At 72.1% G+C, this 18364-nt stretch carries 17 protein-coding genes; 11 read left to right on the plus strand and 6 right to left on the minus strand.

Annotated elements, in window-relative coordinates; translation table 11 throughout:
* Window positions 1–34 precede the first annotated feature (34 nt).
* Window positions 35–1654, minus strand: a complete 1620-nt coding sequence (locus ACIQI8_RS07010; RefSeq protein WP_402345687.1) for an IucA/IucC family protein — start codon at window positions 1652–1654, stop codon at window positions 35–37.
* A gap of 93 nt (window positions 1655–1747) precedes the next feature.
* On the opposite strand from ACIQI8_RS07010, the gene ACIQI8_RS07015 reads away from it, so the two are divergent.
* The 3 genes from ACIQI8_RS07015 to ACIQI8_RS07025 are packed head-to-tail and all read left to right on the plus strand — an operon-like array spanning window position 1748 to window position 5366.
* A complete protein-coding gene (locus tag ACIQI8_RS07015) occupies window positions 1748–3247 on the plus strand; it encodes an IucA/IucC family protein (protein WP_402345689.1) in 1500 nt (499 codons plus the stop codon).
* A gap of 44 nt (window positions 3248–3291) precedes the next feature.
* Window positions 3292–4557, plus strand: a complete 1266-nt coding sequence (locus ACIQI8_RS07020; protein ID WP_401718165.1) for a VWA domain-containing protein — start codon at window positions 3292–3294, stop codon at window positions 4555–4557.
* Complete coding sequence (locus ACIQI8_RS07025; RefSeq protein ID WP_402345691.1) at window positions 4557–5366, plus strand: hypothetical protein; 810 nt, start codon at window positions 4557–4559, stop codon at window positions 5364–5366. Before ACIQI8_RS07020 ends, ACIQI8_RS07025 begins: the two co-directional genes overlap by 1 nt.
* A gap of 88 nt (window positions 5367–5454) precedes the next feature.
* Here ACIQI8_RS07025 and ACIQI8_RS07030 read toward each other — a convergent pair whose 3' ends face one another.
* Entirely contained in the window at window positions 5455–6096 is a 642-nt protein-coding gene (locus ACIQI8_RS07030) for a winged helix-turn-helix transcriptional regulator (RefSeq protein WP_402345693.1), read from the minus strand.
* A gap of 87 nt (window positions 6097–6183) precedes the next feature.
* On the opposite strand from ACIQI8_RS07030, the gene ACIQI8_RS07035 reads away from it, so the two are divergent.
* The 5 genes from ACIQI8_RS07035 (at window position 6184) to ACIQI8_RS07055 (ending at window position 11725) form a co-directional block, all read left to right on the plus strand.
* Window positions 6184–7392, plus strand: coding sequence for a pyridoxal phosphate-dependent aminotransferase (locus ACIQI8_RS07035; protein WP_402345696.1), 1209 nt, complete (start codon window positions 6184–6186; stop codon window positions 7390–7392).
* A 100-nt stretch (window positions 7393–7492) separates the two neighbouring features.
* Window positions 7493–9841, plus strand: coding sequence for a hypothetical protein (locus ACIQI8_RS07040; protein WP_402345698.1), 2349 nt, complete (start codon window positions 7493–7495; stop codon window positions 9839–9841).
* A gap of 25 nt (window positions 9842–9866) precedes the next feature.
* Entirely contained in the window at window positions 9867–10280 is a 414-nt protein-coding gene (locus ACIQI8_RS07045) for a hypothetical protein (RefSeq protein WP_402345700.1), read from the plus strand.
* Between the two features lie 106 nt (window positions 10281–10386).
* Entirely contained in the window at window positions 10387–10986 is a 600-nt protein-coding gene (locus ACIQI8_RS07050; protein ID WP_402345702.1) for a histidine phosphatase family protein, read from the plus strand.
* Between the two features lie 97 nt (window positions 10987–11083).
* On the plus strand, window positions 11084–11725 hold the full coding sequence (locus ACIQI8_RS07055; RefSeq protein ID WP_402345704.1) for a hypothetical protein: 642 nt from the start codon (window positions 11084–11086) through the stop codon (window positions 11723–11725).
* On the opposite strand, the gene ACIQI8_RS07060 is transcribed toward ACIQI8_RS07055, so the two are convergent.
* The gene (locus ACIQI8_RS07060) at window positions 11708–12313 is read right to left on the minus strand and encodes a GNAT family N-acetyltransferase (protein WP_402345705.1); all 606 of its coding nucleotides are present in this window, start codon (window positions 12311–12313) and stop codon (window positions 11708–11710) included. The two genes, ACIQI8_RS07055 and ACIQI8_RS07060, sit on opposite strands and share 18 nt — an antisense overlap.
* A 70-nt stretch (window positions 12314–12383) precedes the next feature.
* Window positions 12384–12785: a winged helix-turn-helix transcriptional regulator gene (locus ACIQI8_RS07065; RefSeq protein WP_402345707.1), complete on the minus strand. Its 402-nt coding sequence runs from the start codon at window positions 12783–12785 to the stop codon at window positions 12384–12386.
* A gap of 96 nt (window positions 12786–12881) precedes the next feature.
* On the opposite strand from ACIQI8_RS07065, the gene ACIQI8_RS07070 reads away from it, so the two are divergent.
* Entirely contained in the window at window positions 12882–14312 is a 1431-nt protein-coding gene (locus tag ACIQI8_RS07070) for an MFS transporter (RefSeq protein ID WP_402345709.1), read from the plus strand.
* 87 nt (window positions 14313–14399) lie between these two features.
* On the opposite strand, the gene ACIQI8_RS07075 is transcribed toward ACIQI8_RS07070, so the two are convergent.
* Window positions 14400–15296: an NAD(P)H-binding protein gene (locus tag ACIQI8_RS07075; protein WP_402345711.1), complete on the minus strand. Its 897-nt coding sequence runs from the start codon at window positions 15294–15296 to the stop codon at window positions 14400–14402.
* A gap of 96 nt (window positions 15297–15392) precedes the next feature.
* Here ACIQI8_RS07075 and ACIQI8_RS07080 point away from each other — a divergent pair, with 96 nt between their 5' ends.
* Window positions 15393–16193 carry a helix-turn-helix domain-containing protein gene (locus ACIQI8_RS07080; protein WP_402345713.1) on the plus strand — a complete coding sequence of 267 codons (801 nt, stop codon included), beginning with the start codon at window positions 15393–15395 and terminating at the stop codon, window positions 16191–16193.
* Window positions 16194–16237: 44 nt separating this feature from the next.
* A complete protein-coding gene (locus ACIQI8_RS07085; protein ID WP_402345715.1) occupies window positions 16238–16852 on the plus strand; it encodes a 3'-5' exoribonuclease domain-containing protein in 615 nt (204 codons plus the stop codon).
* A gap of 23 nt (window positions 16853–16875) precedes the next feature.
* Here ACIQI8_RS07085 and ACIQI8_RS07090 read toward each other — a convergent pair whose 3' ends face one another.
* A complete protein-coding gene (locus ACIQI8_RS07090) occupies window positions 16876–18279 on the minus strand; it encodes a nucleobase:cation symporter-2 family protein (RefSeq protein ID WP_402345717.1) in 1404 nt (467 codons plus the stop codon).
* Window positions 18280–18364 lie beyond the last annotated feature (85 nt).

Genomic DNA, 18364 nt, shown 5'->3' on the forward strand with positions numbered 1-18364 from the left:
CCGACGGGTGTGCGCGGTACGGTGGACGCGGACCTCAACTCCCGACCGTGCGCAGCGGGTTGGGCAGCGGCAGATAGCGCGCGTCGGCGCCGTCCGCGCCCGTCCAGCGGAGCAACAGGTTGGTCTTGCCGGGCAGTTGGGGCGCGGTGAGCAGGGCGGCGGCCTCGGGGAGGTCGTGGCGGGCGAACTCGCGGCGCACGGCGGGCCACGGGTCGAAGCCGGGACGCGGTTCCGCCAGGGCGCCGGCGACCTCGATGAGGTTGTTGACGACCAGGCAGTACACCAGTCGCTCCCAGCCGGCCTCCCGCGTCACGTCCGACAGCAGCTTCACGCCTTCCGCGTCCCGGAAGAGCGCCTGCACCGGAATGCCGTCGGCGTCCACCGCGACGAGCGTGTTCTGAAGGTGCGCCTCCAGTACGACGCCGTACTCGGCGAAGGCCGTCAGGCACGGCGGGACGACCGCCCGCAGGTACGCCTCCCACCAGGCCGCCGGATCCGACAGGGTGGCCATCGGACTGCCCGCGAAGCCCTCCACCAGGCCCGCCGCGAGCAGCGGTGTCGTCCTGGGCGGCAGATGGCCGTGCAGCCCGTCACGCACGAGGACGGCGAGTTCCTCGAAGGCGAAGTCGGCGGTGCGGTAGCCGCGGTCGCTCAGCCAGGCCGCCGGGGTGTCCGTCACGGCGGACGCCGAAGCCACCGCGACGCCCGAATCCGTCGCGGCGGACGCCGAAGCCACCGGATCGCCCGTGCTCATCGCGGCGAACGCCGAGGTCACCGCCGTGTCCGTACGGCGCAGTTTCAGCAGGTCGTGGCGCCACAGCCGGCGGATGTCGTTGGTGATGCGCACATCGAGGCTGAACTTCAGGAACAGGTCGCGCTCGGGGGCGTACACCGTGCGGATCGCGGCCGTCGGCCAGGTGTCGAAGGCGGTCGTGCCGAGGCGGACCAGCCGGCCGTCCGCGAAGGCGGGCGCGAGGTCGGCGCCGAGCAGGTCGAGCTGCCAGGGATGGGCCGGAAGCAGACGGTAGCCGGGCGGGGCCTCGCCGAGGGTGTCGAGCGCCGAGGTGTCGCCCTCCTCGACGACCGTGTCCGCGCGCACCCCGAGCAGCGTCAGCGGGAAGTCGGCGTACGCCTCGGGGGCGTACGGCAGCCAGCCCGCCACCGGGCCGCCGCCGCGCGCCTTGGGCGCCGGGTGGTAGGGGTGGCCGGTGATCAGGGACTGCTCGGAGCGTCGGTACGGGTCCTCGGGCGCCGTCGCTGCGGCGCGGGCGGTGAGCAGCGCGGCGACCGCGTCCCGGCTGTCGGTCATCTCGGCGGGCAGCTCGTGGTTGGACAGACCCGTGGTGCGGCGCAGCTCCTCGGCGACGAGTTTGACCAGCTCGGTGTGGCCGACGCGGTGCCAGCGGCCGGCCGCGTACACCTCGGGCTCGGCCGGTCGTCGTGCGCCACGCACGCGTAGGAGACGATTCACGCCGGGCAGGCGGTACTCGTGGCGCCCGTCGCGCTCGGTGAGCGGTTCGGCCACCTCGCGCAGCAGGCAGTTCAGGAGCGGTGCGGCGGCGTACGCGTCGGCGCGGGCCGGGACATCGGCGCCGGCCGCGGCGTCGTCACCGGAAGGCGGGGGGATGAGAACCACGCGATCCACTCGATCCATTCGTGCCCAGAGGTCCGTACAGGCGAAGATGATCAGTATGTATGCCGTCACTCCCCGTTCGTGACGCCCTACTCGTACCCGAGGAGCCCGCCCGTGCACCGTCCCCACCCCACGGAGGCCGTGGTCGCCGACGAGCTGGCTGTGGTACGTCCCGACCTCCTGTCACGGTACGCGGCCGAGTTGCCGGGCGCCCGGGCGGCCGTGCTGACCCGGCTGTGGCGGGCGCTGGCCCATGAGCCGCTGCCGTGGATCACCGGCCGCGTACCGAACCGCGAGGGGGTCACCCTGCGCCTGCGCGACGGCCGGCGGCTGCACGGTCCGGTCGCCGACCCGTACGCCACGTCCGCGTACGTCACCGTCGTACGACTGGACGAGAGCGCCTACGACGATCCGGCGCGGTTGATGACCGACCTCGGTGTGCCCCACGGCACCGGCTTCGCGGCCGAACTGGCGCACAGCGTGGCCTCGTTGGCGCTGTCACGGGCCGACCAGGGGGAGCTCGCCAAGGAGTGGCCGACGAGCGACTGGGAGTGGGAGCAGCGGGTGGTGGACGGGCATCCGTACCACCCCAACTGCCGTTCCCGGCCCGGCTTCTCGGTGGCCGAGCAGCTCGCCTACGGTCCCGAGCACCGGCCGGTCGTCGAGCTGGGCATGGCGTCCCTGCCGGCGTCGGAGTGCCTGGTGACGGGCGTCTGGCCGGCCGAGATGCGGGACGGGGAGCGGCTGTCGCTGCCGGTGCACCCCTGGCAGGCGCACCACGTGCTCAAGCGGACCTGCCAAGAGGGGCCGCGCGCCCACCCGTTGATGTCGCTGCGCACGCTCGCCGTACCGGGCGGCCCGCACGTCAAGACCGCGCTGAGCGCCCGGCTGACCTCCTCGGTGCGGGACATCTCCGTCTACTCGATCGGCATGTCGGCGACCCTGTCGGCGTTCGCGGAGTCGCTGGCGGCGCGCTCGCACGGGCTGCTGCACGTCACCCGCACGCTGGGCGCGGCCACCGCGGACTCCCCCGACCTCGCGGCCGTGCTGCGGGAGTCGCCGCAGACGTACGCGGCCACCGAACGCGGCGAGCGGATCGTGCCCGTGGCCGCGCTCGCCACCACCGAGCTGCCCGACTCCCCCGCCTGGCTCGCCGAGTTCACCCGCCTCACCCTCACGGTCGGCCTGCGCCTCCTGGAACAGGGCGTGGCCCTTGAGGCACACGGTCAGAACCTCCTGGTCGTCCTGTCGGACTCGGGTGCCCCCCTGCGCCTGGTCTACCGCGATCTCGCCGACATCCGGGTCAGCCCCGTTCGGCTGGCCCGGCACGGCATTCCGGACCCGGGACTGACCGGCCGGGTCGTCACCGACGACGAAACGTCTCTGCGCCGCAAGCTGTTCGGCTCCCTGGTGGCCGGCGCGCTCGCGGCCACCGCGGGTTCCGCACCGGCACTGCGGACCGCGCTGGAGAGCGCCGTACGGGATCTGCCGCGCACCCCCGACGTGGCCGCGCTGCTCCAAGAGCCGCTGCCCGCGAAGGCGTTGACGCTGATGCGGCTGTCGCCGGGCACTCCCGGGGACCAGTGGACGGCGCTGCCCAACCCCCTTCACTGACCGCCGTTTTGGAGCACGGCACCTTTGATCAATAGGATCCGCCGATGATCAGAACTCAACGGCTGGCGGCAGGAGTGTGCGCCCTGCTCGCCGCCATGGCGGCCGGGCTCGCGTTCCCGGCCGCGGCAGCCGCCGGCGAACCCACGGGCGAGAGCGTCGCGAAAGTCGATCTCGTCCTCGACGTCAGCGGGTCCATGCGGGCCCGGGACATCGACGGCGGGACCCGGATGGCGGCGGCGAAGCAGGCGTTCAACGAGGTGCTCGACGCGACGCCCGAGGAGGTGCAGCTCGGCATCCGCACCCTCGGCGCCAACTACCCGGGCGACGACCAGAAGACGGGCTGCAAGGACACCGCGCAGCTCTACCCGGTCGGCCCGCTGGACCGCACCGAGGCGAAGACCGCGGTGGCCACCCTCTCGCCGACGGGCTGGACGCCGATCGGCCCCGCCCTCCTCAAGGCGGCCGACGACCTCGGCGAGGACGCGGGCTCCAAGCGGATCGTGCTGATCAGTGACGGCGAGGACACCTGCGCCCCACTCGACCCGTGCGAAGTGGCCCGCGAGATCGCGGCCAAGGGCATCGGCATGACCATCGACACCCTCGGCCTGGTGCCGAGCACCAAGCTGCGCAAGCAGCTCAGTTGCATCGCCGAGGCGACCGGCGGGACGTACACCTCGGTCGAGCACACCGACGAACTCACCGACAAGGTCAACCAGTTGGTGGACAGGGCGGCCGATCCGGTGGTCACACCGGTGGCCACCGAGGGCGCCGACTCCTGCGCGAAGGCGCCGACGCTCAAGTCCGGTCTCTACACGGACCGCGAGGAGTTCGGCCAGCAGCGCTGGTACCGCGTGGACGTCAACCCCGGTCAGGAGCTGCGCACTTCGGTGAGCGTGTCGGCGGACCGGGCGATGAACCCGGACTACGGCGTACTGCTGCGCGCGGTGACGACGCACGGCCGGGAGATCGTGCGCGGCGAGGCTTCTGGCACCGGCCGCACGGACGTGATCTCGACGGGGCTGCGCTATCCGAAGGCGGAGAGCGACGACGAGGACGCGCCGGCCGAGGCCGTGTGCATCCAGGTGACCAACTCCTACTCGGCGGCGGCCGGGGTGAAGACCACGCCCGGTATGCCGGTGGAGCTGACGGTCGACGTGGTCGACGCGCCCTCGAAGGCGAGCGACGTGGCCTCCTTCGGCCTCGGACGCGGCTGGTGGCTGCTCGGGCTGCTTGTGCTGGTCGGCTTCCTGGCCGGTGTGCTCTGGGGCTGGCTGTCCCGCTGGCGGCTCGCGGTCTGGAGGACCAACTGATGCGCATCACACGAGTGTTGGGCGCGGCCCTGCTGACGCTGGGCCTTGCCGCCTGGCCGGCCGCTGCCGACTCCACCCCGTCGCCGAGCGCGTCGGACGACAGCTCGGCACCGACCTCGGCGGGCACGTCGTTCCGCACGGCGGCCGAGTTCGAGCAGGGGCAGCAGGCCACCGCCGGCGCCTCAACCGGCGACTACCTGTACTGGTCGTTCCCGGCGGACGCGGGCCAACGCCCCACCGTCAAGGCGACGGTGAAGCTGCCGGACGCACACACCGCCCAGACCTGGCAGCTCGACGTGTACGACGGACTGCGCCGCCGCCAGGCCTGCCAGTACGGGGCGCAGACCCGCACCGCGGCCCAGGGCGCGACCACGGTCGACCTGTCCTGCACCCTGCGGACCGTCCGCGCCTGGTCGGAGACCTGGGCGAACGACCCGCTGCCGGGCACGTACTACCTCCGGCTGACCGCGGTGAACCTCGCCACGGCCGACCTGGGTCTGCCCGTGACCACCGAGGTGCGGGTCGACTCCAAGGACGTCGGCGGTTCGGCCGCGGTGGACGGCTCGCTGGCGAAGCCACTGGTGCCGGGCATCGCGGTGACGTCCGGCTCCCAGGACGACGACAAGGATGCGTCGACGTCCGCCGTGCTGTCCAGCATCGAGCCCGATGACGGCTGGTCCTCCGGCTGGTGGTCCGACCGCTGGGTGTGGACCGCGCTGGGCGGTGTGCTGGCCGCGCTGGCCGGCGTCGGCGGGTACGCGCTGACGCGCGGTTCGGGACGTCCGTCCCGGGTGCCACCGGGCGCCTGACGGTACGTCAGGAGGCCCGCCGAACCTGGGGTACGGCGGGCCTCTTGCATGCTCGCAGGCTCTGCCCTCCGCAGCGCCCCCGCTCCGTTCACAGGTCCCGCAGCGCCTTCGCCAACGTGCCGTCCCCGGTCACCTCGATGCGCCCGCCCCGCACCGCGTCGGCCACGCTCAACTCCCCTGCGCCGAGGGCCGCGCCCGCTCCGGCGTCCAGGACCAGCCGGGCGTCGGGTTCGCCGGGCGCGGGTCCGTCGCCGTAGACCGGGCCGTCCTCGGCACCGACGTGCAGGTGGAAGTCCCCCTCCTCCAGCCGGACTTCGACGAGCCCCTCGCCCACGTCGCCCAGCGCCCGCAGGGAGCGCAGCATGGGCAGTGCGAGCCAGTGGGCGCGTACCGCGTCCGTGGGGCGCCGCTCGCCCATCTCACCCTGCCCCCATGCCCCGAGCGCCTGCAGCACCGGCAGCAACTCCCGTCCGCGCGGGGTGAGTTCGTAGACGTAGGCGGCACCGGGCGGGGGCAGTCGGCGGCGGGTGGTGAGGCCGTCACGTTCCATGTCCTTCAGCCGGGAGGCGAGTACGTCCGTGCTCACACCGGGCAGGTCGGCGTGCAGGTCCGTGTAGCGGCGCGGTCCTGCGAGCAGTTCCCGGACGATCAGCAGGGTCCAGCGGTCGCCCACGACGTCGAGGGCTCGGGCTGCGGAACAGTACTGGTCGTAGCTTCGGCGTGGTGACATGCGACGCAGTCTAGACATGTCGTTGGACTTTCCAAGCTCGAACTTGGTAAAACCAAGCAACACACGTAACCGGAGGGGCGAGCGCGCATGGAGTTCCGGCAGTCGAACAAGCTCAGCGAGGTCTGCTACGAGATCCGCGGCCCGGTGATCGAGCAGGCCAACGCGTTGGAGGCGGCGGGCCACAGCGTGCTGCGCCTGAACACCGGCAATCCCGCCCTGTTCGGCTTCGAGGCGCCGGAGGAGATCCTCCAGGACATGATCCGCATGCTCCCGCAGGCGCACGGCTACACGGACTCGCGCGGCATCCTCTCCGCCCGCCGCGCCGTCGCCCAGCGCTACCAGGAACGGGGCCTGGAGGTCGGGGTGGACGATGTCTTCCTCGGCAACGGCGTGTCCGAGCTGGTCTCCATGGCCGTACAGGCGTTGGTCGAGGACGGCGACGAAATCCTCATCCCCGCCCCGGACTTCCCCCTGTGGACCGCCGTCACCACCCTGGCCGGCGGCAAGGCCGTGCACTACCTCTGCGACGAACAGTCCGACTGGTACCCGGACCTGGACGACATGGCGTCGAAGATCACCGACCGCACCAAGGCCGTCGTCATCATCAACCCGAACAACCCCACCGGCGCGGTCTACCCGAAGGAGATCATCGAGGGCATCCTCGATCTGGCCCGCAGGCACGGCCTGATGGTCTTCGCCGACGAGATCTACGACCAGATCCTCTACGACGACGCCGTGCACCACTCGGCCGCGGCGCTCGCCCCCGACCTGGTGGTCCTCACCTTCTGCGGCCTCTCGAAGACGTACCGCGTGGCGGGCTTCCGCTCGGGCTGGCTCGTGGTCACCGGCCCCAAGCAGCACGCGAAGAACTATCTGGAGGGCCTGACCATGCTGGCCTCCATGCGGCTGTGCGCCAACGCGCCCGCCCAGTACGCCATCCAGGCCGCGCTCGGCGGTCGCCAGTCCATCCACGAACTGACCGCGCCGGGCGGCCGGTTGAACGAACAGCGCAGCGTGGCCTGGGAGAAGCTGAACGAGATCCCCGGTGTGTCCTGTGTGCGGCCCAAGGGCGCGCTCTACGCGTTCCCGCGGCTCGACCCCAAGGTGCACAAGATCCACGACGACGAGAAGTTCGTCCTGGACCTGCTGCTGCGGGAGAAGATCCAGGTGGTCCAGGGCACGGGCTTCAACTGGCCGACCCCCGACCACTTCCGCATCCTCACCCTGCCGTACGCGGACGACCTGGAGGCGGCCATCGGCAGGATCGGGCGGTTCCTCAGCGGATACCGGCAGTAGTCGCCGCCTGTTCGCCGATTCGCGGTCGCGGCGAGGGGGGATGCCATAGAGTGCCGCCACTGATCTCGGGGATCGGGGGATGGGGGAACCCCAGATGTTCATGTCTTCTCGGCGTGCCGCGCGCACGCCGTCGGACTTACGCAACCGGCTCGCACCGCTGCTCCTGCTGATCGTCGTCGTGGGCAGCCCGTGGGTGCAACGGCCGGTCAGCGACTACTACTTCCGGCAGTACTACGCCCTCCAGGTCGAGGACGGGCCCCGACGCTGGTTCGTCCAGGCCGTGTTCGTGCCGAGCTGGGGGTACGCCCCCGACGACTTCGGTGGCGTCGGCTACCTACTCGTGAACGACGTCGCCACCGTGCTCCTGCTCGCGGGGATCGTCTTCTTCACCACGCGGCTGTCGGCCCGTCGGGGACCCGGGTTGATCCGCTGTCTCCTCGCGGGCGTGCTGGCCGCGGAGTTCGTGGCCCTGCTCCAGTGCGCCCTGCCCGGCGCCTTCGTCCCGGACTCCTGGGACCTGGCGTTCTCGGGCGAGTTGACGAAGAACCTGCTGCGCTCGGGCCTCGTCTTCGGCCTGGCGGTCGGCGTCCTGCTCGCCCTCCTCACCGCCCGTTCCCCAAGATCCCGTACCGCCACGTCCGTTGACGCCACGAAGGCGTCGCTCCGTCGGAGGAGAAAGGGAGGGCTGGGTATGACGACCGCGCCGGGCTACATGCCGGTCGGGAGCGCACCGGGTGACGTCACCCGCTATCTGTGCGCCGCGGCCTACGTCGACGAGGGGTTCGCCGACCGGGTGGTGGAGGACGTCCTGGCCGACGAGGCCGCCGCCGTGGCCCCCTCCCCCGGTGTCGACCTCCTGGCGGTGGTGCGCCACTGTCTGTCGGCCCAGGAGATCCGCCACCAGCGTGATCTGCGGCTGGCGACGGCCTTCGGGGCGGTGGCCCTGCTCGCGCCGCTGTGGCTCGTCTTCGTCATGGTGTTCCTGTCGGTCGCCCAACGAGGCGGTGTACAGCAGAGCTTCGCCACCCGCGGCCAACGCCAGCCCAGCAGCCGGGCGTTGGTGAACGCCGCCATCACGGTCGGGGTGGTGGTGGTCTTCGCCTTCTACCTCGGTGTCGTCTTCTCGTCCCTGCCCGTGGGCGGCTTCGCGAGCTGGCTGCTCGGTTCCTATCTGGCCGGGGTGCCCGCCGTGCTCGCGTCCGTCGGCGCCGCGGGATTCGCGTACGCGACCGTCGTACGGCACGACCTCGACGTCGACCGCCTGCTGCGCACCACCATGACCCGCGAGACCTTCGCCCGACAGCCCCGCCCGACTGTCCCCCGGCGTAAGTGGATCGCCGCGCGGCTGGCGGCAGTCAAGGAGGCGCGGGACGGCAACGTCACCCTCTACAGCGGCTACAACCCCTTCATCGGCTACTCGGCGACCAGCGCCAAGTCGGCCCTCGCCGTACCGCTGCTGCCCGCCGAGGACCCCACCGGGATCGGCCGACGCACCGCCGAGCCACGGCCGTTCACGGTCACCGAACTCGTCGGCCACGTGCGCGAACAGCTCCACGCGGTGGCCGCGCGCGGCACCGCCGACGGGACACCGGCGGACTCGGTCGCCACCCCGGCCGTGGCTTCGGCCGGCGGGGAGAGCCTGGGCTCCCTCGTGATCGAGGACCGGGTCTTCGCGAGCGGGACCGCCATCGGTGACGACGCTCGGTTCATCAGGAACACGACGCTCGCCCCGGCGACCCGTCTGTCGCCCGAGGCGGTCGAGCGGATCATGCTGCGCCCGACCGGCGCGGTCCGCCACTACCTGGCGATCCATGTACCGCTGTGGGGCGGGGATGTCGTACCGAGCGTCTTCCTGCACTTCTCGACCCTGGGCAGGACGCTGCACCTGAACATCGACGTCCACGTGCTCGGTCCGGTGAACGCCGCGTACCACGTCGTGGACCGCCTGCGTGACCCGCTCACGCCCGAGCGGCGCCGGGGCCTGCTGGCGACCGCCCTCCTCCGCACCGCCCCGGCGTTCTTCGCCGCACCCTTCCGGGCCCTGCGCCACGCCCGCTTCGAGAGCCGCCACAACCGGCGCATGTCCGACGAGATCAAGGCCATGGCGCAGGACCCGGTCTACGACTACGGCGCCCGACTCAGCGTCCGTGAGCTGGCGTTGAGCCCCGACTACCACAACTACTTCCAGGTCGTGGACGCCGAGCGGATCACGTCCCTGGTGCAACGCCACACCTTCGCCGCCATCCGCGAGTTCCTCGACGCGCACGGCTACGACACCAACGACTTCCGCGCCCAGCAGCAGACCATCCTCAACCAGGGCCTGATCCAGCAGGGCGGGACGAGCATCATCGGCAACCAGGCGATCGGCACGGGCGCGACCGCCACGCAGAACATCCCGCAGCAGCCCGGCGCGGCCACCCTCAGTGCCGCCGGTGGTTCCGACAAGTAGTCCGACCAGCAGGCAGGGGTTCCTCATGACAAGCGACGACGACGGGCGACTCGATCCGCCCGTCAACAACGGTGTCGTGATCAACGGCGGTACGCAGTACGTGGGCAACCAGGCCGTGGGACACCGCGCCCAGGCGTTCTCGGGCTCGGTCTCCTTCCAGCCGCAGGACGCGGAACAGTCCGCCCGAACGGCCCAACTCCTGGCCTACGTAGAGCAGTTGCTGACAGAGCACCGTGCGGCCCTCGCCGACCCCGAGGCCACCACCAGGGAGCTGCGACGCCTGCGCGAGGAACTGGAGGAGCCCGAACCGCAGCCGTCGGTCCTCCAGCGCGCCCTGGACCGCCTGAACGCGTTCGTCCAGCCGGTGACCCCGCTGGTCGTGGCGGTCGGCCAGCTCACCCAGTCGGTACAGGGGCTGCCCGGGCTGTCGGGGCACTGAGACCCGAAGGGCAGGGGCCTCGGGACGGCCGTCCGGCCCAGCCCGTCCTGCGGGTCCCCGGAACCCTGTGGCACGGTGCCGGTAGGCGAGCGGGAAGGGCGCGCACGTGGGTGATCTCTTTCTGGTCCGGCACGGGGAGACCGAGTGGTCCCGGTCCGGCCGGCACACGGGTTCGACGGATGTGCCCCTGACCGAGCACGGGCGGGAGGAGGCCCGGCGGCTGATCCCGCTGATCCGCTCGCACCGCATCGGCGCCACCTTCGTCAGCCCGATGCAGCGGGCCCGCGAGACGGCGGAACTGATCGGCGTGAGCGACGCCCGGGTCGACATGGACCTGCGCGAATGGGACTACGGCGGCTACGAGGGCATCACGACCGTCGAGATCCAGCGCACCCGCCCCGGCTGGTTCCTGTTCACGGACGGGGTCGCGGCAGGCCCGCCGGACCATCCCGGGGAGACCCCGGAACAGGTCGGAGCACGCGCCGACCGGATGCTGGCCAAGGTGGACGCGGCGCACGCCAACACCGAGGGCGTCGTCCTGCTGGTGGCCCACGGTCACTTCCTACGGGTGCTCACGGCCCGGCGGCTGGGGCTCGCCCCGTCGGCCGGGGCGCTGTTCCAGCTGGCGACCGGCACGGTGTGCCGACTGGGCACGGAGCACGGCCGGCCGGTGATCTCGGGGTGGAACGTCCGGCCCCCGTCGTAGTCGCCGCCGACCGCACTGTCAGACCCCGGTCGTACGCTTCGAAAGGACCGTCTCAGCACGGTCCGGCCATGGTCGACACCCTGGGGAGGAGCACGCCGTGACCCGACCGCCGACCGCCGCCCAGCGGCGTGTCATCGACGCCGCCGATCCCGTCACCGGGCGCCTGAGGGGTACGCAGACGCAGCTCGCGACCCTGGTCAAGTACGGTCTCGCCTTCCGCCACCCGAGACCGCCGCACGACCACTTCCTCACCCCTGCCGGGCACCGCATACGGGAGTCGGAGCCGACCGAGCCGCCGCCTGCGTCGCCGACCGAGCCCGCGGCGCCCGCCGCCACGGGTGTGTTCGCCGCGCGGGTGGGCGGTGAGCCGGAGGGCGCGGTCGCCTCGCCCGCCCGCGTCCGCGAGGTGCACAGCGCCTGGCAGGGCCTGTTGGAGCTGCGCCGGATGACCAATCCGGACGGGTCCACGGGCCGGCCGTGCGGCTGGGAGCGGAGCCATCTGGTGCCGGCCGCCGCGCTCGCCCTGGAGGCGGCCGGTCACCGTCCGGCGGGCCCGGACGGGCCCGGCTACCGGGTGCGCGCGACCCCGCAGCCGGAGGCCGTAGCCGTCCACGAGCCGGATCCCGAGGCGCTGCGGGCGTGCGCGGGCACGCTGGAGGGGGCGGGATGGCAGGTCGGCGAGTACACGGAGCCGCGGACGCGGGCCCGCTATCTGCTGGCGTCACCACGCCGGGTGTGAGGGACCCGTCCGCTCGGCCGCCCGCACGTGCACATGGCCGTCGAGCGGGAAGACCGGTGGTGCGGCGGGAAGGAGCGCGGTGAGGTCGTACCCGCACTTGTGGGCGACCCGGCAGGAGGCGGTGTTGTCGACCTGGTGGAGCAGTTCCAGGCGGGTCAGTCCGTCGGCGGCGAAGGTGGCGAAGGCCCAGTCCGTCAGGGCGCTCAGCGCCCGGGGCGCCACTCCGCGACCGCGTGCGGGGGCGGCCGTCCAGTAGCCGACCTCGGCGGACGGGGAGTCCGGGGAGACGTCCTTGAGGACGACATGGCCGAGAGGCGGACCGTCGAACGCTTCCGCGCTCTCGCCCGCACGGACTTCCACCACGGCGAACCCGAAGCGGTTCCCCTCCGACCAGCCCCGCTGCTGCTCCCGCACCCAGCGGTCGGCGCCCGCCTCGTCGTCGAGGGCCGCGGTCGTCCAGCGACGCAGGGCCTCGTCCCGGTACAGGTCGACCAGCGCGGCGGCGTCCTCCAACCGCCAAGGGCGGAGGGCCAGTTCGGGGGCGGTGGCCGTGGCCGGTGCCGTCGGCCAGGCGGTGATCCTCTTCATGGCACGAGCGTATGCCGCGCCCGCGCCCGCGCCTCGCTCGATCGCCGGCGGCCCACCCTGCCCACCCGGCCTACCCGTCCACCAACTCCGGCGCGTGCTCGGTGTCGTACTTGGCGCGGGCGTCGGCGACGTAGTGGCGGTTGCGTTCCGCCCAGTCGGTGAGGCGTTGGAGAGTCTCGTGCAACTCGCGTGCCACCGGGGTGAGTTCGTACTCGACCTTGGGCGGGACCGTCGGGTGGACGGTGCGGGTGACCAGACCGTCGCGCTCCAGGTTGCGCAGGGTGAGGGTGAGCATGCGGCGGCTGATGCCCTCGATGCCGCGCTCCAACTCGGTGAAACGGATGGGGCCGTGGGCCGCCGCGACGAGGATCTGGACGCTCCATTTGCCGGCGACCCTGTCAAGAACTTCGCGGACCGGGCACGCGTGCGCGTTCACTGCCTGGACCGTTACACCGGTGTTCCTCTGGGACATCGAACTGCCTCCTTACACCTCTCCTCATGGTCACTGACGATGCACCCAGTTACAAGTCGTGCACTCAGTTACCCATCCGCGAGGAGAGCGAAGGTCATGTCGACCACGATCAAGTCGACGGCACCGGCCGTGCCGTCCCGAACGTACTCCCGCTGGGCGTCTCTCGTCGTCCTGTGCGCGGGAACGCTGATGACGATCCTGGACGGCAACATCGTCACGGTCGCCATGCCGGCCATCCAGAGCGACCTCGGCTTCTCGGCGCCGGGACTCGCCTGGGTCGTCAACGCCTACCTCATCCCCTTCGGCGGCCTTCTCCTGCTCGTGGGCCGGCTCGGCGATCTCGTGGGGCGCAAGCGGATGTTCGCGACCGGGCTCGCCGTGTTCACCGCGGCGTCCGTGCTGTGCGGGGTGGCCACCAGCCAGGGCATGCTGATCGCCGCGCGCGCCGTGCAGGGCGTCGGCGGCGCGATGACCGCGGCCGTGGTGCTCGGCATGCTGGTCGCGCTCTTCCCCGAACCGCGCGAACAGGCCCGCGCGATCGCGGTGTTCAGCGCGGTCGGCGCTGCGGGCGGGGCGCTCGGCACCTTCCTCGGCGGTGCGCTGACCCAGGCCCTGAACTGGCACTGGATCTTCCTCATCAACCTCCCCATCGGCGCCGTCGCCCTCGTCGCGGCCCTGCGTGTCCTCGCCCCCGAACAGGGCGCCGGCCTCGGCAAGGGCGCCGACTACCCGGGTGCCGTGCTGGTCACCGGCGCGCTGATGCTGGCGGTGTTCGTGATCGTCGGCTCCGGCGACCGCTCGCTCACCGCCACGCTCCTCCTCGGCGCCCTGGCCCTCGCCCTGCTGCTGGCGTTCACACTCCGCCAGGCCCGCGCGGCCCGTCCACTCCTGCGCCTGCGCCTGTTCCGCTCCCGGCTGCTCAGCGGCGCGAACGCCGTCCAGATCCTGATGATCGCGGCGATGTTCGGTTTCCAGTTCATCGGCGCGCTCTACGTCCAACGCGTCCTCGGATTCGGTGAGTTGCTCACCGGCACGGCGTTCCTGCCGGCACCGATCGCGATCGGCGTGCTGATGCTGGGGCTGTCGGCGCGGACCATCGGCCGGTTCGGCCCGTACCGCGTACTGCTGGCCGGGCTCGTCCTCGTCGTCGCCGGGATGGCGCTGCTGAGCCGCGCCCCCGACGACGGTTCGTACGCCGTCGACGTGCTGCCGGCGCTCCTGCTGCTCGCCGCCGGGTTCGCCGCCGCGATGCCCGCGCTGACCGGGCTCGCCATGTCGGGTGCCCTGGAGGAGGACGCGGGCCTCGCGTCGGGACTGTTCAACACCACGCAGGTGGTGGGTGGTTCGCTCGGTCTGGCGGTGCTGTCGGTCCTGGCCGCCGACCGCACGGACACGCTCCTCGGCCGAGGCGAGGAACTGGTCGCGGCGACGGCCGCCGGCTACCGGCTGGCGTTCGGCGTGGGGGCGGCGCTCGCGACGGGGGCCCTGGTGCTGGCGGCGGTCGTGCTGCGGCCGCGGCGGGACTGACCGGCACGACACCTCGCCGGGGAGGAGCGGCGGGACCCCCGTTCCCGCCGCTCCTCCGGCAGGCACCGCCCGCCGCCAGCCCAGGGCTCACGACACCCCGAACGCCTCCCGGTGATCCACCACCCACTCCCGGTACGTCCGCGCCGCCCGCCCCAGCACCTGGGGCACATCCCCGGTGACGACGTCGTTCCCGCCCTCCTGGATGAAGCGGGCGGCGATCACGAGGCCGTCCGCGTACGCCTCGCCCAGCCCGGCGGCGAGCAGCTGCTCACGCCGCTGCTCCGGTGACAGGTCGCGGAGCGGCACCGGGCGGCCGAGGATCTCGCCGAGGACGGCGGCCTGCTCGTGCGCGGAGAGCGTTTCGGGACCGGTCAGGGTGTACGTCCGTCCCGAGTGCCGTGGATCGAGCAGCGCGGCCACCGCGATCTCGGCCACGTCCCGCGGGTCGACGACGCCCTGTTTCCCGTCGCCCATCATGTTCAGCGCGGGCGTGCCCTCTTGGATGTTCTGCGTCCAACTCAACGTGTTGGAGGCGAAGTTGGAGGGACGCAGGATCGTCCACTCCAGGCCGCTCGCCCGGACCGCCTCCTCGCCGTGCAGATGCCAGGTACCGAATGCGCCGACGCGCGGGCCGCCTTCGTCCACGTGGGCCTCGCCCCCGGTCAGACGCGGGTCGCCGGTGCCGATCGCGGAGAGCTTCACGATCCGCCGTACGCCGACCTCCCGCGCCGCCGCCACCAGTCCCCGGTCGTACTCCGCGTCCTCCGGTCCGAACACGCCCACCAGGAACGCGGCCTCCGCTCCGGCCATCGCCGCCTCGACCGAGGCCCGGTCGCGGTGATGGCCCGGCGCGGTCTCCACCCCCGAGGGCACCCGGGCCGCCGCCGGGTCCCGGCTCAGGGCGCGCACCTTCTCGCCGCGCGCCGCGAGCTGTCGTACGACTTCACTGCCGATGGTGCCCGTGGCACCGGTCACAAGGATCATGTCCACCACGGTGGGCGGTGGGCGCCCCGGATCTCTTGGAGATTCCGGCACGGTTCCACGGCCCGCGAAGGTGCGCGGGGCGCCTACCGTGGAGGGGTGACGTATGCCGCCGTGTCCCGCCGGATCCTGCCCACGCCCGAGACGCTGCGCCCGTGGATCGCGGGCATCGGGACCGTGACGGTCGACGACGTGCCCACGGAGACGTTCATCCATCTCCCGGAGGCCGCCACCAAGGTCGTCATCCGCGGCGAGGCGAGCGGCGACCGCAGCATCCTGGTCGTCGGCCCGCGCGCCCGCGCCTCCTACCACCGGGGCAAACGCTTCATCTCCTGCGTGGAGTTGCGCCTCGCCCCCGGTCTGGTCCGCCCCCTGCTCGGCGTCCGGGCCGTCGAACTCGTCGGCCGTGCGGTGCCGTTGGGCGACCTGCCCGGTGTCACGGCGCGCCGACTGGCGGCGGAACTGCGCCGGTTGGACCCCGAGGAGTCGTTGGAGCACCTCACGCAGGTGCTGCCGGAGCGGCTCGCCTCCACGGCGGACCGGGCGCGGACCGAGTTGGTGCGGGCGGGGGTCGACGCGATGTCGATCCGGTCCGGGCGCGCCCCCGCGCACGTCGGTGACGTGGCCCGCGAACTGGCCGTCAGCGAGCGGCAGTTGCGCAACCTGTTCGCCGAGGGCGTCGGCCTCTCCCCCAAGCACTTCGCCCGCATCAGCCGCGTCCGGACCGTGCTCGACCATGCCGCCACCCGCCCCTGGGCCGACCTCGCGGCCGCCACCGGCTACTACGACCAGGCGCACATGACGACCGACTTCCGCACCCTGATGGGGGTCCCGCCCCGCTCGTACTTCACGGGCCGGCTGCCGCAGGCAACGCCCTGCCAGGCGCTCCCGCGGCTCTGAAAATCGGCTGCGGTGGTGCCCGAGCGACTGGGATGCTCCGGATCATGTCCGCACGACGCGTCAAGGCAAGTCTCTACATCTCCGTCGACATCGAGGCCGACGGCCCGATCCCCGGCCCCTACTCCATGCTCAGTTTCGGTGCCGCTGTCGCCGGCGTGCAGGACGCCGACACGTTCACGGCCGTGGATCCGCAGCGGCGGACCTTCTACCGCGAACTGCGGCCCATCAGCGAGGAGTTCGTCCCGGAGGCGTTGGCGGTCAGCGGCCTCGACCGGGAGCGGCTGCGGACCGAGGGCGCCGAACCGGCCACCGCGCTGGGCGAGTTCACCGAGTGGGTCCGTGAGGTGGGCGCGGAGGCCGGCGCGCAGCCCGTGATGTGCGGCTATCCGGCCTCGTACGACTGGACCTTTCTGTACTGGTACCTGATCCGCTTCACCGGTTCGAGTCCCTTCGGGCACTCGGGGTGCCTGGACATGAAGACGCTGTACGCGACCAAGGCGGGGGTGCCGCTGCGGGCGGTGGCGAAGGGCACGATGCCGCGCCGGCTGCTGTCGAGGCGCCGGCACACGCATCACGCCCTGGACGACGCCGTCGAGCAGGCCGAACTGCTGGCCAACCTCATGGCGTGGCAGGGCGGTTCACCCACCGCCCCGCACTGACCCCTCGCCGTGACGCGCCGCGCTCAGTGCGCCGCCGCGATCTCCTCGCCCGCCTCCATCGGATGGGTCACGTCCTGTGCGTCCCGGTGCCTGCCGAGGTGGTTGAAGAGCAGGTTCAGCACGACGGCGGCCACGCAGCCCGTCGAGATGCCGGAGTCGAGGACGATCCGCACGGTCTCCGGGAAGGCGTGGTAGAAGTCCGGCGCCGTGATCGGGACGATGCCGACGGCCAGCGATACGGCGACGATCAGGACGTTGTTGTCCTTGTCGAGGCCGGCCCGGACGAGGGTCTGGATGCCGCTCGCGGCGACCGAGCCGAAGAGGACGACACCGGCACCGCCGAGCACCGGGCGCGGGACGACGGCGATGAGCGAGGCCGCCATCGGGCACAGGCCCATCAGGACGAGGAAGCCGCCGCCGGTCGCGACGACGAACCGGCTGCGGATGCGGGTCATGGCGACCAGGCCGATGTTCTGGGCGAAGGCGCTGCACATGAAGCCGTTGAAGAGGGGGCTCAGCGCCGAGCCGAGCGTGTCGGCGCGCAGCCCTGCGGCGATGGTCCGTTCGTCCGCCGGGCGCTCGACGATCTCGCCCAACGCCAGCATGTCCGCGGTGGATTCGGTCATCGAGACCACCATCACCACGATCATCGACACGATCGCGGCGAGCTGGAACTGCGGCGCCCCGAAGTGGAACGGCGTCGGGAAGCCCACCACGTCCGCGTCGGTGACCGGCCCGAAGTCCGTGACGCCGAACGGGATCGCGACCAGCGTGCCCGCGACCAGGCCGAGCAGGACGGCGATCTGCTTGACGAAACCGGTGGTGAAGCGGCGCAGGAGCAGGACGATGAGGAGGGTCAGGCCCGCGAGGCCCAGGAATTTCGTCGAACCGTAGTCGTCCGCCGCGGGGTTGGGGCCCTGCGCCCAGCCGAAGGCGACGGGCAGCAGGGACACGCCGATGAGCGTGATCACTGTGCCGGTGACGACCGGCGGGAAGAAGCGGATCGCCTTGCTGAAGAAGGGCGCCGCCATGAAGCCCAGCAGCCCCGCGACCATGACGGCGCCGAAGATGATCGGCAGCGCGTCGGACCTGTCCTCGGTGGAGGCGACGATCGCGGTCATCGGGGCGACGCCGGCGAAGGTGACGCCGTTGACGAACGGCAGCCTGGCACCGATCTTCCAGATGCCGAGTGTCTGGAGGAAGGTGGCGAGGCCCGCGGTGAAGAGGCAGGCTCCGGTGAGGAAGGTCAGTTCGGTGCCGGAGAGGCCGATGGCCGCCCCGACGATGAGCGGTGGGGCGACGACTCCCGCGTACATGGCGGCCACGTGCTGCAGGCCCGTGGTGGCCATCTTGAGCGCGGGGAGTTTCTCGTCGACCGGATGAACGGCGGGCGGGGCGACGGCCTGGGTGGTGGGTCGGGTGGTCACGGCGGCTCCTCCGGGCGGGTAACACGTCGGCTCCGACGTGGGTTTCAGGAGGTGATGCGCGGTCGTGCGGGACCGGGGGACGGAA

Origin of the sequence: Streptomyces sp. NPDC092369, assembly GCF_044755245.1 — a bacterium.
Taxonomy (GTDB): Bacteria; Actinomycetota; Actinomycetes; order Streptomycetales; family Streptomycetaceae; genus Streptomyces.